This is a genomic window from Marinovum sp. (assembly GCF_048263515.1).
Lineage (GTDB): Bacteria > Pseudomonadota > Alphaproteobacteria > Rhodobacterales > Rhodobacteraceae > Marinovum.
This window is the reverse complement of sequence record NZ_JBLXEC010000017.1, coordinates 49,456-63,886: the sequence shown is the minus strand read 5'-3', so window position 1 is coordinate 63,886 and position 14,431 is coordinate 49,456. Positions and strand designations below refer to the sequence as shown.

Annotated in this window: 12 protein-coding genes; 10 read left to right on the top strand and 2 right to left on the bottom strand. The window is 68.0% G+C overall.

The window, feature by feature from the left end; genetic code table 11:
- The first annotated feature begins 5 nt into the window (after nt 1-5).
- On the top strand, nt 6-824 hold the full coding sequence (gene dapB, locus ACN0SE_RS15265) for a 4-hydroxy-tetrahydrodipicolinate reductase (protein ID WP_417525393.1): 819 nt from the start codon (nt 6-8) through the stop codon (nt 822-824).
- Nucleotides 825-1,091: 267 nt separating this feature from the next.
- On the opposite strand, the gene ACN0SE_RS15260 is transcribed toward dapB, so the two are convergent.
- Nucleotides 1,092-1,283, bottom strand: coding sequence for a DUF1674 domain-containing protein (locus ACN0SE_RS15260; RefSeq protein WP_417525392.1), 192 nt, complete (start codon nt 1,281-1,283; stop codon nt 1,092-1,094).
- Between the two features lie 73 nt (nt 1,284-1,356).
- On the opposite strand from ACN0SE_RS15260, the gene ACN0SE_RS15255 reads away from it, so the two are divergent.
- The 8 genes from ACN0SE_RS15255 (at nt 1,357) to ACN0SE_RS15220 (ending at nt 10,724) form a co-directional block, all read left to right on the top strand.
- Complete coding sequence (locus ACN0SE_RS15255; protein ID WP_417525391.1) at nt 1,357-2,616, top strand: RsmB/NOP family class I SAM-dependent RNA methyltransferase; 1,260 nt, start codon at nt 1,357-1,359, stop codon at nt 2,614-2,616.
- A gap of 70 nt (nt 2,617-2,686) precedes the next feature.
- Nucleotides 2,687-3,277: a LysE family translocator gene (locus ACN0SE_RS15250; protein WP_417525390.1), complete on the top strand. Its 591-nt coding sequence runs from the start codon at nt 2,687-2,689 to the stop codon at nt 3,275-3,277.
- Nucleotides 3,278-3,410: 133 nt separating this feature from the next.
- Nucleotides 3,411-5,159 carry a heparinase II/III family protein gene (locus tag ACN0SE_RS15245; RefSeq protein WP_417525389.1) on the top strand — a complete coding sequence of 583 codons (1,749 nt, stop codon included), beginning with the start codon at nt 3,411-3,413 and terminating at the stop codon, nt 5,157-5,159.
- An 18-nt stretch (nt 5,160-5,177) separates the two neighbouring features.
- The gene (purH, locus tag ACN0SE_RS15240; protein WP_417525388.1) at nt 5,178-6,776 is read left to right on the top strand and encodes a bifunctional phosphoribosylaminoimidazolecarboxamide formyltransferase/IMP cyclohydrolase; all 1,599 of its coding nucleotides are present in this window, start codon (nt 5,178-5,180) and stop codon (nt 6,774-6,776) included.
- Between the two features lie 33 nt (nt 6,777-6,809).
- Nucleotides 6,810-7,319 carry a signal peptidase II gene (gene lspA / locus ACN0SE_RS15235; protein WP_417525387.1) on the top strand — a complete coding sequence of 170 codons (510 nt, stop codon included), beginning with the start codon at nt 6,810-6,812 and terminating at the stop codon, nt 7,317-7,319.
- Nucleotides 7,320-7,374: 55 nt separating this feature from the next.
- Nucleotides 7,375-7,911 (top strand): DUF3035 domain-containing protein, encoded by a 537-nt coding sequence (locus ACN0SE_RS15230; RefSeq protein WP_417525386.1) that lies wholly within the window; start codon nt 7,375-7,377, stop codon nt 7,909-7,911.
- Between the two features lie 108 nt (nt 7,912-8,019).
- Nucleotides 8,020-9,405: a M16 family metallopeptidase gene (locus ACN0SE_RS15225; RefSeq protein WP_417525385.1), complete on the top strand. Its 1,386-nt coding sequence runs from the start codon at nt 8,020-8,022 to the stop codon at nt 9,403-9,405.
- On the top strand, nt 9,402-10,724 hold the full coding sequence (locus tag ACN0SE_RS15220; protein WP_417525384.1) for a M16 family metallopeptidase: 1,323 nt from the start codon (nt 9,402-9,404) through the stop codon (nt 10,722-10,724). The genes ACN0SE_RS15225 and ACN0SE_RS15220 overlap by 4 nt, the downstream gene beginning before the upstream one ends.
- A gap of 353 nt (nt 10,725-11,077) precedes the next feature.
- Here the strand turns inward: ACN0SE_RS15220 and dapA are convergent, their stop codons facing one another.
- Complete coding sequence (gene dapA / locus ACN0SE_RS15215; RefSeq protein WP_417525383.1) at nt 11,078-11,953, bottom strand: 4-hydroxy-tetrahydrodipicolinate synthase; 876 nt, start codon at nt 11,951-11,953, stop codon at nt 11,078-11,080.
- Between the two features lie 142 nt (nt 11,954-12,095).
- Between dapA and ACN0SE_RS15210 the strand changes: the two genes are divergently transcribed.
- Nucleotides 12,096-14,297, top strand: a complete 2,202-nt coding sequence (locus ACN0SE_RS15210) for a lytic transglycosylase domain-containing protein (protein WP_417525382.1) — start codon at nt 12,096-12,098, stop codon at nt 14,295-14,297.
- Nucleotides 14,298-14,431: the final 134 nt, after the last annotated feature.

Below are 14,431 nucleotides of genomic sequence, written 5' to 3'. Positions count from 1 at the left end.
GAGACATGAGCGCACCCCTTCCCGGCATTGTGATCACCGGCGCATCGGGCCGGATGGGCCAGATGCTGATCCGCAGCGTGGCGGAACACGACCGGATGCGGCTGGCGGGCGCGGTCGAACGCAAGGGCCACGACTGGGTCGGCCGCGACGTGGGTGAGGCCATGGGAGGCGCGGCGCTGGGCGTTCAGGTGACCGACGATGCGCTCGAGGCCTTTGCAGGGGCGCAGGCGGTGATCGACTTCACGGCGCCTGCCGCCACGGTGGAATTTGCCCATTTGGCCGCCCAGGCGCGGCTGGTCCATGTGATCGGCACCACCGGCATGGAAGAGGAACACCTGGCCAAGATCCAGGCCGCTGCCCGCCACGCGGTGATCGTGCGGGCCGGCAATATGAGCCTCGGGGTGAACCTGCTGACGCTGCTGGCGGAGAAAGTGGCAAGGGCGCTGGACGAAGATTACGACATCGAGGTGATCGAGGCGCATCACAACCGCAAGGTCGACGCGCCCTCCGGCACCGCGCTGATGCTGGGCGAGGCGGCGGCGAAAGGACGTGGCGTCAAGCTGGGCGAGGTGGCCGATCGCGGCCGCGACGGCATCACCGGCGCGCGCAATCGCGGCGACATCGGTTTCGCGGTGATTCGCGGCGGCGACATCGTCGGCGAGCACGACGTGATGTTCGCCGCCGAAGGCGAGCGCATCACCCTGCGCCATGTCGCCACCGACCGCCGGGTCTTTGCCCGCGGTGCCCTGAAGGCGGCGCTCTGGGGGCAGGACAAGGCGCCCGGCGAATACGACATGATCGATGTGCTTGGGCTGCGCGAGTAGGGCTTTGGCGGGGCGCTGACGCGCGCAGGTCGGTTTCCGTTCACGCCACGGAGGCGTTGGGGGCGGGGCCCCCAAACCCCCGGCTTATCCTTCAGGCGTTGCGCTTATGCTCTTCTGTGGATCGGGGGCTCTGCCCCCAAACCCGCACCTTGAATTGGGGGCTCTGCCCCCAAACCCGCAGCTTGAATTGGGGGCTCTGCCCCCAAACCCCCGAGGGTATTTTCAAACAGAAGAAGGATCAGGGGTGGTCTGACTCTCGGAGCGGGGTCAGAAATCGATGGCGAGGCCCTTCTTTTCCCAGTCGCCGTAGCGGACGGGTTCGGGGCCGTCGCGGCCGCCAAGCTCGGTGGGCAGTGGCGCTTTTTTGGCCTCTTCGATGCGGCGGGCGTCGGCCTCTTCGAGGGCGCGGCGGGCGGCCTCTGGCAGGGCGGCGCGGCGTTGGGCTTCGGTCTGGTCCATCGGGCTTTCCTCTTTTCCTCCCTCCAGATATACGCCGGAGCCTGACGGGTACAAGCGGTCTGGAGGTCGCGGGATGGCAGCAACGGCACGCATGGGGGCGCTCTGGCTTCTTGGGCAGGTTCTGGCCGAAGGGCGGCTCTTGTCCGAGCTGACCGGCAGTGCGCAGCATCTCAAGCTTGATCCCGCCGAGCGCGCAAGGGCGCAGCGGCTGGCGCTGGAAACCCTGCGCGGGCTGGAAAAGGCCGACAGGGTGTTGAAGCCCTATCTGCGCAAGATGCCGCCGCTGGCGGTGCGCAACGTGCTGCGGCTGGCCACGGTCGAGCTCTGCCAGGGTGGCGACGCCCATGGGGTGGTGAATGACGCCGTCGATTACGTGCGGCGCGGCAAGCGGACCGGGGCCTATGGCGGCATGGTCAATGCGGTGCTGCGCAAGGTGGCTGTTGAGGGCGCGGCGAAATGGGCCGAGCTGCGGGTGCCGCATCTGCCGAAATGGTTGCGCCAGCCGCTGGCCGAGGCCTGGGGCGGTGACGCGGTGGCGGCGATGGAGGCGGTGCATTTCGCCGGTGCGCCGCTCGATCTGACGGTAAAGCAGGATGCCGCAAGCTGGGCGGAGCGGCTGGGGGGCGAGGCGCTGCCCAGCGGGTCGGTGCGGCTGACCGCGCCGGGGCAGGTCTCGGCACTGCCGGGGTTCGACAGTGGCGACTGGTGGGTGCAGGATGCGGCCGCCGCCATGCCGGTGCGCGGGCTGGGGGATGTTTTGGGGCGCGCGGTGCTGGACATGTGTGCGGCGCCGGGCGGCAAGACTCTGCAGCTGGCGGCTGGCGGCGCGCAGGTCACGGCGCTCGACATCTCCGAAGGGCGGCTGGCGCGGGTGCACGAGAACCTGACACGTACCGGGCTGGAGGCCGAGGTCGTGGCGGCGGATGCGCTGGAGTACGACGGCGGGCCGTTTGATGCCATCGTGCTCGATGCGCCCTGTTCGGCCACGGGCACCATTCGCCGGCACCCCGATCTGCCGCTGGTGCAGCGCGGCGAGGCGATCGGCGGGCTGATCGAGTTGCAGGCGGCGATGATCGACCGGGCGCTGGCGCTGCTGAAGCCCGGCGGGCGGCTGATCTATTGCACCTGTTCGCTGCTGCCCGACGAGGGCGAATGCCAGGTTGACGAGGCGCTGGTGCGGCATGACGGGCTGCGGGTGCTGCCAGAGGCCTTTGATCTGCCGGGCGTCGCGCCGGAGTGGCGCAGCGCCGAGGGGGGGCTGCGGCTGCGGCCGGATTACTGGGCCGCGCGCGGCGGCATGGACGGCTTCTACATGGCCTGCCTCACCCGCTGAAAGCGCAACAATCGGGTCGGCTTAAGCGACGCAACCGGCGAACACTGAGGCCCCTGACCGGAGCCGCCCGATGACCGACCTGACCCTGGCGCTGATCCTGTTCCTGCTGCCGCTGGCCTATTCACCGGGGCCCGGCAACCTGTTCTTTGCCGCCTATGGCGCACGCTTCGGGCTGCGCGCGACCCTGCCGGCCAATGTCGGCTACCACGCCGCAACCTGGGCGGTGACGCTGGCCATCGGCCTCGGCTTTGCCGAGATCGGCGCGCGGGCGCCTCTGGCGCTGTCGGTGATGGCCTGGGTCGGCGCGGGTTATGTGCTCTGGCTGGCCTGGGGGCTCTGGCACGCCGGGGCGGCAGAGGAGGCCCGGGCGCAACGGGCCGGGTTCGGCAGCGGCGCGCTGCTCCTGCTGCTCAACCCCAAGGCCTATCTGATCATCGTGCTGATGTTCACCCAGTTCACTGCGCCTGAGACCGGTGCCTGGGTGGTGGTCTGGATCGCCTCGGTCTTTACCCTCAACAACCTGCTGGCCTTTACCCTGTGGTCGCTGGCCGGGGCGCGGATCGGCGCACGGCTGCGGCAGGGCGCGGCGGCGCAGATGGCAAACCGCGGGCTGGCACTGATGCTGGCCTCGGTGGCGCTCTGGATGGCCCTGGCGCGGTGAGCGACCCGGGGCAGGGGGGCAGTCGGGGGGCCGGTCGGGGCCCCCCGCTTTGATTGCGAGGTGACTTTGCACGTTGGCAAGGCTATGATCGGCCTCCTATAACGCATGTGAAGTGCGGACAGAGGCAGTGCAGATGACCGAGAACGACAGCTGGTCAGCGCGTCACACGCGCCTGATGCACCGCGTTCATGCGCGGCTGGCCGCGCGGGCGCGGGCGGCCACGGCGTTCGTGTCGCAGCCAGAGCTCCGCACCATCGGCAGTTTCAACCGCGGACGGCAGCTGATCGCCGGCAACCTGATGTTTGCCGGTCACCTGATCGAATCCCGCGATGCCATGCTCTGGGACCTCGATCCGCCGGACCAGGCCTTTCTCGAACAGATCCACGGGTTTGGCTGGCTTGACGATCTGGCCGCCGTGGGCGACCTGCGGGCGCGCAGCGTGGCGCAGCGCTGGCTCTGGGGCTGGATCGATCACTACGGGCGGGGCCAGGGGCCGGGCTGGACGCCGGACCTGACCGGGCGGCGGCTGATCCGCTGGACCCACCACGCGATCTTTCTGCTCAGGGCGCTCGAGCCGGGGCAATCGGCGCGCTATTTCCAGTCGCTGGCGCACCAGACCCGGTTTCTCGGCCGGCGCTGGCACAAGGCCGCCCCCGGCCTGCCGCGGTTCGAGGCGCTGACCGGGCTGCTATATGCCGGGCTGTCGCTGAGCGGCATGGAGCAATACCTCGGCATGGCGCGGGCGGCGCTGGCGCGGGAATGCGCCAGCCAGATCGACGAACAGGGCGGCATTCCGACCCGCAATCCCGAGGAACTGCTCGAGGTCTTCACCCTGCTGACCTGGGCCGCGGCGGCGCTGGAGGAGACCGGCCACAGCGTCGAACCGGGCCACCGCGACGCCATCACCCGGATCGCACCCACGCTCAGGGCCCTGCGCCACAGCGACGGCGGGCTGGCGCGGTTTCACGGCGGCGGACGGGGCCTTGACGGGCGGCTCGACCAGGCGCTGTCGGCCTCTGGCGTGCGCAAGGGGGCGCAGGGGCTGGCGATGGGCTTTGCGCGGCTCTCGGCCGGGCGCACCTCGGTGATCGTCGACGCCAGCCCGCCGCCCGAAGGACCGGCCTCGTTCAATGCCCATGCTTCGACCCTGGCCTTCGAGCTGACCTCGGGGCGGCGGCCGTTGATCGTCTCCTGCGGGTCGGGGGCTTATTTCGGCGAGGACTGGCGCCGCGCCGGGCGCGCCACGCCGTCGCATTCGACGCTGGCGCTCGAAGGTTATTCCAGCGCCCGGCTGGGCCGCGAGGGCCGGGTGGCCGGTGCAAGACGCGAGATGCTCGAGGATGCGCCCGAAGAGGTGCCGGTCGAGATCGGCCATGCCTCTGACGGGCTCAAGCTCGAGGCGGGCCATGATGGCTATGTGAACACCCACGGGCTGACCCATGCGCGCATTCTGGAGCTGACCTTCGACGGTCGCGGGCTGGTGGGCGAGGACATGCTGCTGGCGCTCAAGGCCGCGGATCGCAAGCGATTCGACCGGGTGCGCCACGCGGCGGGCGCCGCCGGCATTCCCTATCACGTGCGCTTTCACCTGCACCCGGATGTCGATGCAGAGGTCGACATGGGCGGCATGGCGGTGTCGCTGGCGCTGCGCTCCGGCGAAGTCTGGGTGTTTCGCCACGAAGGCGGGCTGGAAATGACGCTCGAGCCCTCGGTTTACCTCGAAATGGGGCGTTTGCAGCCGCGCGCGACGAAACAGATCGTTTTAACTCACCGGGCAATGGAGTATGCGACGCGCATTCGCTGGTCTCTGGCCAAGGCGCATGACACCGCGGTGGCGGTGCGCGACCTGACCACGGACGACGAATACGATTTTGACAGCTGACCGCAGGACCCAGACGATATGACCGATGACACCCGCCTTGTGCCGATCCGGCGCGCGCTTCTCTCAGTTTCCGACAAGACCGGCCTGACCGAGCTGGGCCGTGCCCTTGCCGAGCGCGGGGTCGAGCTTCTGTCGACCGGCGGTTCCGCCAAGGCGCTGCGCGACGCAGGCCTCGAGGTTCGCGACGTGGCCGAGGTGACCGGCTTCCCCGAGATGATGGACGGCCGGGTCAAGACGCTGCATCCGATGGTGCACGGCGGTCTGCTGGCGCTGCGCGACAACGACGCGCATGTGGCCGCGATGGAAGAGCATGGTATCGGCGGCATCGATCTGCTGGTGGTCAACCTCTACCCCTTCGAGGAGACCGTGGCCAAGGGTGGCGACTATGACACCTGCATCGAGAACATCGACATCGGCGGCCCTGCGATGATCCGCGCGGCGGCCAAGAACCATGGCTTTGTCACCACCGTGGTCGACGTTCAGGACTACGAGGCGCTGCTCATGGAACTGAGCGCCAATTCCGGCGCCACATCCTATGCCTTCCGCCAGCGGCTGGCGCAGACCGCCTATGCCCGCACCGGTGCCTATGACGCCGCGGTGTCGAACTGGATGGCCGATGCGCTGGGCGAGACCGCGCCGCGCCGCCGTGCCGTGGCCGGCGAGGTCAAGCAGACCCTGCGCTATGGCGAGAACCCGCACCAGCAGGCGGCTTTCTACACCGACGGCACCGGCCGCCCCGGCGTGGCCACCGCAGTGCAGCACCAGGGCAAGGAGCTGTCCTACAACAACATCAACGACACCGACGCGGCATTCGAGCTGGTGGCGGAGTTCGCGCCCGAGGACGGCGCGGCCTGTGCCATCATCAAGCACGCCAACCCCTGCGGCGTGGCCAAGGGCGCGACCCTGATCGAGGCCTACAAGGCGGCTTTTGATTGCGACCGCACCTCGGCCTTCGGCGGCATCGTCGCCTTCAACCAGCCGCTGGATGAGGAAACCGCGCAGGAGATCACCGGCATCTTCACCGAAGTGGTGATCGCGCCCGGGGCCTCTGAGGGCGCAATGCGTATTTTCAAAGAGAAGAAGAATTTGCGCCTGCTGACCACCGAGGGCCTGCCCGACGTGCGCGCCGGTGGCCAGACCCTGCGGCAGGTGGCTGGTGGCTTCCTGATGCAGGACAAGGACGTGGGCTTTGTCGGTCTCGATGACCTTAAGGTGGTGACCAAGGTGGCCCCGACCGAAGAGCAGATGCGCGATCTGCTGTTCGCCTGGAAAGTGGCGAAACACGTCAAGTCGAACGCCATCGTCTACGTCAAGGACGGCGCCACCGTCGGTGTCGGCGCGGGCCAGATGAGCCGGGTGGATTCGGCGCTGATCGCGGCGAAAAAGGCCGAACGCATGGCCGAGGCGCTGGGCCTGGCGGAACCGCTGACCAAGGGCTCTGCGGTGGCGTCGGATGCCTTCTTCCCCTTCCCAGACGGGTTGATGGAAGCGGCGGCGGCGGGCGCCACCTGCGTGATCCAGCCGGGCGGCTCGATGCGCGATGCCGACGTGATCGCGGCGGCGGACGAGGCCGGTCTGGCCATGGTCTTTACCGGCATGCGCCACTTCCGGCACTGAAGACTGCGGCGAGAGGCGGCGAAAGGAGAGCGGATGCGAACGGTGTTCTGGGCAGCGGTCTGGGTGTTTCTGCTCGACCAGATCAGCAAGATCGCGATCGTGCATCTGATGGATCTGCGGACCCTGGGCGAGATCGAGGTCCTGCCGCCTTTCCTCAACCTGCGCATGGCGTGGAATGCAGGCATCAACTTCGGCCTGTTTTCCAGCCATACCGAGGCCTCGCGGATGATCCTGATCGCCATCGCTCTGGTGATCGTGGGCTTCGTGCTGGTCTGGGTCTGGCGGGATCCGCCGGGGCGGGTGGGGCGCATCGCCGCCGGCATCCTCGTCGGCGGCGCGCTGGGGAACGTGGTCGACCGGCTGCTTTACGGCGCGGTGGCGGATTTCCTCAACATGTCCTGCTGCGGCATCGACAATCCCTACGCCTTCAACGTCGCCGATATCGCGATCTTTGCCGGCGCCTTCGGGTTGGTGTTGTTTTCCGGGAACGGTGCGGGCAGCTCTGGCGGCAAGGCCTCGCCAAAGCGGAAAAAGGGCACGTGACCTCTTTGGAACAATCCGTTAAGTCTGGGCCGGTGTGCAGGTGGAGTGACGACGCATGACTATCCCGCCCTTTGCAAAGCATGGCGTTTTGCTGGCGCTGGCCCTCGGGCTTGCGGCATGTGGCGAGCGTGACATCACCCTGCACGAGCTCAGGGTGCGTGGCGACGGCCCCGAGGAGTTTGCCATCGTGCCGCCGAAGCCGCTGCAGACCCCTGACAGCTTTTCCGAACTGCCGCCGCCGACACCGGGCGCAGCCAACCGCACCGATCCGACGCCAGAGGCCGATGCCGTGGCGGCGCTGGGCGGCGATCCGCGCCGGGCCAGCCCGCAGGGCGCCGGTGCTCCGGCCAGCGACGGGGCTTTGGTGAACTACGCCGCGCGCAAGGGCGTGCAGCCCGGCATCCGGGCGCAGCTTGCGGCCGAGGACCTCGAGTTCCGCAAGCGCGCCTCGATCTTCACCTGGCAGATCATGCGCGAAGACAAGTATTACGACGCCTACGAGCGCTTTGCGATCGACCCCTACGAGGTGCTGCGCCGCTTCCGCCGCGCCGGGGTGCGCACGCCCGCCGCCGATCCGCCGGGCGACAACTAGGCCCTGCGTCGGGGCAGCCTGCGCTGTCTCACGCAACTGTCACGCGGTTTTTCTTGAACTCCCGGTGGGAGCGGCCATTAGTAGGCCAGACCCATTCAGGAGAGCCTCATGACCGGACACCCCATTGACCGATTGACTGCCTGCCTGAGCCGCCTGCGTGCCGTTGGCGCCGGCATCGCCCTGCTCTGGGCCGGGGCCGCATTGGCCGAGACGTCGATCGAGGACCAGGTGACCACCGCCTGGCTCGACAACGGCATGGAGGTGGTGATCATCGAGGATCACCGCGCGCCCGTGGTGGTGCACATGCTGTGGTATCGCGCCGGCAGCGCTGACGAAAAGCCCGGCGTCTCTGGCGTGGCGCATTTCCTCGAGCACCTGCTGTTTCAAGGCACCGAGAACATGGCCCCCGGCGAGCTGAGCCGCGTGGTGGCCGAGAACGGCGGCACCGACAACGCCTTCACCAGCTATGACCAGACCGGTTATTACCAGCGCGTCGCCGCCGACCGGCTGGGGCTGATGATGCAGATGGAGGCCGACCGCATGGTCAACCTGCAGCTCGGCCCCGAGGAAATTCGCACCGAGCGCGAGGTCATCATCGAAGAGCGCAACATGCGCACCGAAAACGACCCCGGCGCGCTGATGCGCGAACAGGCCCGCGCGGCGCAATACCTCAACCACCGCTACGGCGTGCCGATCATCGGCTGGCGGCACGAGATGGAGCGCCTCGATCTCGCGGCGGCGCTGGACTACTACCAAACCTATTACGCGCCCAACAACGCCATCCTGATCGTCGCCGGTGATGTCACCCCCGACGAGGTGCTGGCGCTGGCCCGCGAACATTACGGCCCGCTCGAACCCAACCCCGATCTCGCCCCGCGCGAGCGTCCGCAGGAGCCGCCGCAGAGCGCGCCGCGCCGGCTGGTCTTCGAGGATCCGCGGGTTTCGCAGCCCTATGTGCTCCGTACCTATCTCGCGCCCGAGCGTGACCCCGGCGCGCAGGAGAAGGCCGCGGCGCTGATGCTGCTGTCAGAGGTGCTGGGCGGCGGTCAGACCTCGGTTCTGAACGAAAAGCTGCAGTTCGAGCAGAAGCTGGTGGTCTATGCCGGTGCCGGCTATGGCGGCGTCTCGCTGGATGACACCACCTTTTCGCTGATCGTGGTGCCGGCCGAGGGCGTGAGCCTTGAGCAGGCCGAGACGGCGATGGATGCCGCGGTGGCCGAGTTCATCGAGGAAGGTGTCGATGCCGAGCAACTGGCCCGGATCAAGCGCCAGATCGAGGCCAGCCGGATCTATGCCCGCGACAATGTCGAGCGGCTGGCCAATGAATACGGCCGGGCGTTGACCTCGGGGCTGACCATCGAGGACATCCACGCCTGGCCCGAGGTGATCGCGGCGGTGACCGAAGAGGATATCCTCGCCGCCGCGCGAGAGGTGTTCGACAGGAAGGCCAGCGTGACCAGCTGGCTCATGCGTCCGCAGGAGGTGACCCAATGACCGTTTCGCTCAAGGCCCTGGCCTTTGCTGCCGCCGCGCTGGTGACGGCGGCGCTGCCCGCCCGCGCCGAGATCGAGATCCAGGAAGTGACGACGCCGGGCGGCATCTCGGCCTGGTTGGTCGAGGAGCCGTCGATCCCCTTCGTGGCGCTGGAGCTGCGCTTCAAGGGCGGCGGATCGCTCGATGCGCCGGGCAAGCGCGGGGCGACCAACCTGATGGTTGGCCTGCTCGAGGAAGGCACCGGCGAGATGGATGCCCGCGCCTTTGCCCGGGCGCTCGAAAGCCTTGCCGCGTCCTTCGAGTATGACACCTTCGACGACACGATCTCGGTCTCGGCCAAGTTCCTGACCGACACCACCGACGAGGCCATGGCGCTGTTGCGCGGCTCGCTGGTGGAGCCGGCCTTCAACCAGGTGGCGATCGACCGGGTCAGGGCGCAGGTGCTCTCTGGCCTGGCCTCCGACGCCACCGATCCCGACAAGATCGTCAGCCGCACCTTCGACCGGCTGGCCTTTGGCGACCACCCCTATGCGACCTCCATCCAGGGTACGCGAGAGAGCGTCGCGGCGCTGACCCGAGAGGATATCGTCGCCGCCCATCAGGCCGCCTTTACCCGCGACCGGGTTTACGCGAGCGCCGTGGGCGACATCACGGCCGAGGAGCTCTCGGTGCTGCTCGACACCCTGCTGGGCGATCTGCCTGAGAGCAACGCGCCGCTGCCCGGTGCCGCGCCCTTCCTGCTGGAAGGGGGCCTGACGGTCGAGCCCTTCGACACGCCACAATCGGTGGTGCTGTTCGGCCAGGAAGGTCTGGAGCGCGATCACCCGGATTTCATTGCGGCCTACGTGATCAACGAGGTCTTCGGCGGCAGCGGGCTGACCAGCCGGCTGATGAACGAGGTGCGCGAGAAGCGCGGGCTGGCCTATGGCGTCTATTCTTACCTCGTGCCCAAGGATCACGCGGCGCTGCTGATGGGATCGGTGGCCTCGGCCAATGCCCGGGTGGCCGAGACCATCTCTGTGATCCGCGAGGAATGGGCGAAGATCGGTCGCGAGGGTCTGACGGAAGAGGAACTGGCGGCGGCCAAGACCTATCTGACCGGGGCCTATCCGCTGCGCTTCGACGGCAACGGGCCGATTGCCAATATCCTGGTCGGGATGCAGATGGACGGGCTGGGGCCGGAGTATGTGACCGAGCGCAACGCGATGATCGAGGCGCTGACGCTGGACGAGGTGAACCGGGTGGCGGCAGAGCTCTATGATCCGGAGAAGCTGCATTTCGTCGTGGTGGGTCAGCCGGAGGGGTTGGAGAGCCAGTAGATCGGAACCTGGAGCCGCGCATGGCCGGCGCGCGCGGTGGCGATCCTGCCGGCGGTTCTGCCGCGCTTTATCCCGGACGTCTCCGGACGACATCCATTCGGAGCGCCTACGTCGAAGTATCGCCGCCGCGTGGGGGCGCGCCGGCGATGCGCGGCGGCCTTGCGGCCTTGATTCCGCGCTGGGTGAGGTGACCGACGGAGCCTCGCATCGCCAGCGTGGGGGCGCGTCATGCCGGAGGCATGACGATGCGCGATGGCCTTCGGCATTGATCCCGCGCAGGTGAAGCGACCTGAGAAACGAAAAAGGCCCGGCGCGATGTGCTGCCGGGCCTTCTCGATAAAACTCCGCCGCGCTCAGTTCAGCAGGCCCGCGTGCCGCAGGCCGGCATCGATCCGCTCGCGCGTCGGGCCGGAGACCGGCAGCAGCGGCAGCCGCACCTCTTCCTCGCAGAGCCCCAGCCGCGACATCGCGTATTTCGCACCGCAGAGCCCGGGCTCGACAAAGATTGCCTGATGCAGCGGCATCAGCCTGTCCTGGATCTCCAGCGCCTTGGCATAGTCGCCGGCAAGACAGGCGGTCTGCAAGGCGCTCGACAGCGCCGGCGCCACGTTGGCGGTGACCGAGATGCAGCCGACGCCGCCCTGGGCGTTGAAGCCATGCGCCGTCGCGTCTTCACCCGACAGCTGCACGAAATCCGTGCCGCAGGTGATCCGCTGCGCCGAAACGCGGGCCAGATCGCCGGTGGCATCCTTGACGCCGATGATGTTTTTCAGTTTCGAAAGCTCGCCCATGGTGGCGGGCGACATGTCGATCACCGAGCGCGGCGGGATGTTGTAGATGATGATCGGCAGGTCGACGGCCTCGGTGATCGCGGTGAAATGCGCGATCAGACCGGCTTGGGTCGGCTTGTTGTAATAGGGCGTCACCACGAGACCGGCAGCCGCGCCCACCGCCTTGGCATGGGCCATGAAGCGAATCGCCTCGGTGGTGTTGTTCGACCCGGCACCGGCAATCACCGGAATGCGGCCGGCGGCGGCCTTGACCACCTCTGACACCACAAGCTCGTGCTCGGCATGGGTCAGGGTCGGGCTTTCGCCGGTGGTGCCGACGGGCACAAGACCGTGGCTGCCCTGATCGACATGCCAGTCGACGAGTTTTCGCAGCGTCTCCAGATCGACCTCACCGTTCTTGAACGGCGTGACCAGGGCTGGCAAGGACCCTTTGAACATGGTGACGCTCCTTTTCTGTCATGAGGCGGCCGCCGTGGCGGGACGCATGTCCGCCGGTGTCAGCATCGTGAGTTGAAGGATGCGGCGGACGGGTTATCTTCTGGATCGTGTCTATTCCTTTTCAGAACAGAAATTGCAAGTGATGATGCGTGCCCTCCTCTGCCTCCTGGTTCTGGCCGCTCAGCCGGTTCCCGCCCAGCAATCCTCGGACAGCGCCCTCGCGCTCGATGTGACGACAAGCTTGCGACCCCGCGCCAGAAGCTCTGGCGCGCAGGGCGACGCCGAGCCTGCCGCCGAGGCCGAGGATGCCGCCGCGGTGATCGAGCCCGAGGCGATCCCGGCGGGCGAGGATGCCGCCGTGCCGAAACCGCTGGAAGAGTTCGACGCCGAACTGGCCGGGCTGCGCCCCAGGGTCAGGCCGCAGGGCTTGGATACCGAGCCACTGGCGGCCCGGGTGCCGCCCGCCGATCCCGGCTTCAAGGCCGCGCTGGCGGCGATGCGCGCCGGCGACTGGGACGAGGCCTTTCGCCGCGCCGGTCCCGAGGGCTCGCCCGGGCGCGACGTGATCCTGTGGCACTTCCTGCGCGGCGGCAGCGGCAGCTACGGCGACGTCATGGCCTTTCTCGACCGCTCCGGCGACTGGCCCGGCCTGGCCTATCTGCGCGAGAAATCCGAAGACACCCTGGCCGAGGCTCCGGTCGAGACCCGGCTGGCCTTTTTCAAGGACCACGAGCCCGAGACCGGCACCGGCGCGCTGGCCTATGCCGAGGCGCTTGAGGCCAAGGGCGACAGCGGTGCGGCGCAGGCCGGCATCGTCAAGGCCTGGCGCACCATGGCGCTGTCCGACACCGAGCAGACCCGCTTCCTTGTCCGCTATGCCAGCCTGCTCAAGCCGCACCACGAGGCGCGGCTCGACCGCATGCTCTGGGAAGGCTGGGAGCTCAACGCAACGCGGATGCTGCCGCTGGTCTCAGACGGCTGGCAAAAACTGGCCACCGCGCGGATGGCGCTGCGGTCTGGCAACGGCAACCCCGACCCGCTGATCGCCGCGGTGCCGAAGTCGCTGGCCAATGACCCGGGCCTCGCCTACGAGCGCTATGAATGGCGGATGAAGAAGGGGTTGCGCGACAGCGCTATCGAACTGCTGCTGGAGCGTTCCACCAGCCCCGAAAGCTTGGGCGAGCCCGAGTTCTGGACTGACCGGCGGCATTCCATGGCCCATCGCGCCATGCGCAACGGCGATCCCAAGCTGGCCTATCGCATCGCCTCGACCCATCACACCGTCACCGGCCGCAACTTTGCCGAGCTGGAGTGGCTCTCGGGCTATCTGGCCCTCAGGTTCCAGAAGGACCCGAGCCGCGCGCTGGCGCATTTCACCCGATTCAAGGGCGACGTCTACACGCCGATCTCGCTCGGCCGCGCCGGCTATTGGCTGGGCCGCGCCTACGAGGCACTGGGCAATGCCGATGCCGCCAAGAGCGCCTATGCGCTGGGCGCCGCCTATCAGACCAGCTTCTACGGCTTGCTGGCGGCGGAGCGGGGCGGCTTTCCCTTCAACAGCAATCTCGGCGGTTTCCGCCCCGAGGCCGACTGGCGCGAGGCCGCATTCACGAAGTCGCGGGTGCACGAGGCGGCGCTGCTGCTGCTCGCGGCCGGCGAAACCTGGCTGGCCGAACGGTTCTGGACCCATCTCGCCGAGAGCCAGGACGAAGACAACCTGCACCTGATGGGCAAGATGCTCGAGGATCTGGGCCAGCCACATCTGGGCGTCATGCTGGGCAAGCGCGCCGCGCAGGCCGGGCTCGAGATCGCGGCGCCCTATTATGCCATCCACCCGGTGGCCAAGCGGGATCACCCGGTCCCCACCGAAATGGTGCTGGCCATCGCCCGCCGCGAGAGCGAGTTCGACCACACGGTGATAAGCCACGCCGGCGCGCGCGGCTTGATGCAGGTGATGCCGGCCACGGCGCAGCTTGTCGCCCGGCGGGTCGGGCTGTCCTACAGCGAGTCGCGGCTGACCGGCGACTGGCTCTACAATTCAAAGCTCGGGGCGGATTACCTGCGCGGGTTGGCCGAAGAGTTCGACGGCAATGTCATCATGATGTCCGCCGGCTACAACGCCGGTCCGGGGCGGCCGCGGAGCTGGAAGAACGCCTATGGCGACCCGCTCAAGGGCGAGATCGACATCGTCGACTGGATCGAGATGATCCCCTTCAACGAGACCCGGAACTACGTGATGCGGGTGTCGGAGAGCCTGCCGGTCTACCGCGCGCGTCTCGGCAAAGAGCCGCATCCGGTGCCGTTCTCGAAGGAGCTTGTCGGCTCGACGGTGCTGCCGGAGTAGACGCGGCGTTCCGGGGGAGGCGCTCTCGGGCCAACGATGGCGTTTGGTAGTGCACCTATCCGGCGCCGCTTTCGGAAGAGCATGTCTGCCAAGCCCGAAAGCAAGCGCAACCTGCCGGGCCAGCGGCGGCCCGC

Excerpts from the sequence above, each read along its gene's own strand:
- ACN0SE_RS15260 (WP_417525392.1), bottom strand. The coding sequence starts at position 1,283 with ATGGACCAGACCGAAGCCCAACGCCGCGCCGCCCTGCCAGAGGCCGCC.
- ACN0SE_RS15250 (WP_417525390.1), top strand. The coding sequence starts at position 2,687 with ATGACCGACCTGACCCTGGCGCTGATCCTGTTCCTGCTGCCGCTGGCC.
- ACN0SE_RS15230 (WP_417525386.1), top strand. The coding sequence starts at position 7,375 with ATGACTATCCCGCCCTTTGCAAAGCATGGCGTTTTGCTGGCGCTGGCC.
- ACN0SE_RS15220 (WP_417525384.1), top strand. The coding sequence starts at position 9,402 with ATGACCGTTTCGCTCAAGGCCCTGGCCTTTGCTGCCGCCGCGCTGGTG.
- ACN0SE_RS15245 (WP_417525389.1), top strand. The coding sequence starts at position 3,411 with ATGACCGAGAACGACAGCTGGTCAGCGCGTCACACGCGCCTGATGCAC.
- dapB (WP_417525393.1), top strand. The coding sequence starts at position 6 with ATGAGCGCACCCCTTCCCGGCATTGTGATCACCGGCGCATCGGGCCGG.
- purH (WP_417525388.1), top strand. The coding sequence starts at position 5,178 with ATGACCGATGACACCCGCCTTGTGCCGATCCGGCGCGCGCTTCTCTCA.
- ACN0SE_RS15225 (WP_417525385.1), top strand. The coding sequence starts at position 8,020 with ATGACCGGACACCCCATTGACCGATTGACTGCCTGCCTGAGCCGCCTG.
- lspA (WP_417525387.1), top strand. The coding sequence starts at position 6,810 with ATGCGAACGGTGTTCTGGGCAGCGGTCTGGGTGTTTCTGCTCGACCAG.
- dapA (WP_417525383.1), bottom strand. The coding sequence starts at position 11,953 with ATGTTCAAAGGGTCCTTGCCAGCCCTGGTCACGCCGTTCAAGAACGGT.
- ACN0SE_RS15210 (WP_417525382.1), top strand. The coding sequence starts at position 12,096 with ATGATGCGTGCCCTCCTCTGCCTCCTGGTTCTGGCCGCTCAGCCGGTT.
- ACN0SE_RS15255 (WP_417525391.1), top strand. The coding sequence starts at position 1,357 with ATGGCAGCAACGGCACGCATGGGGGCGCTCTGGCTTCTTGGGCAGGTT.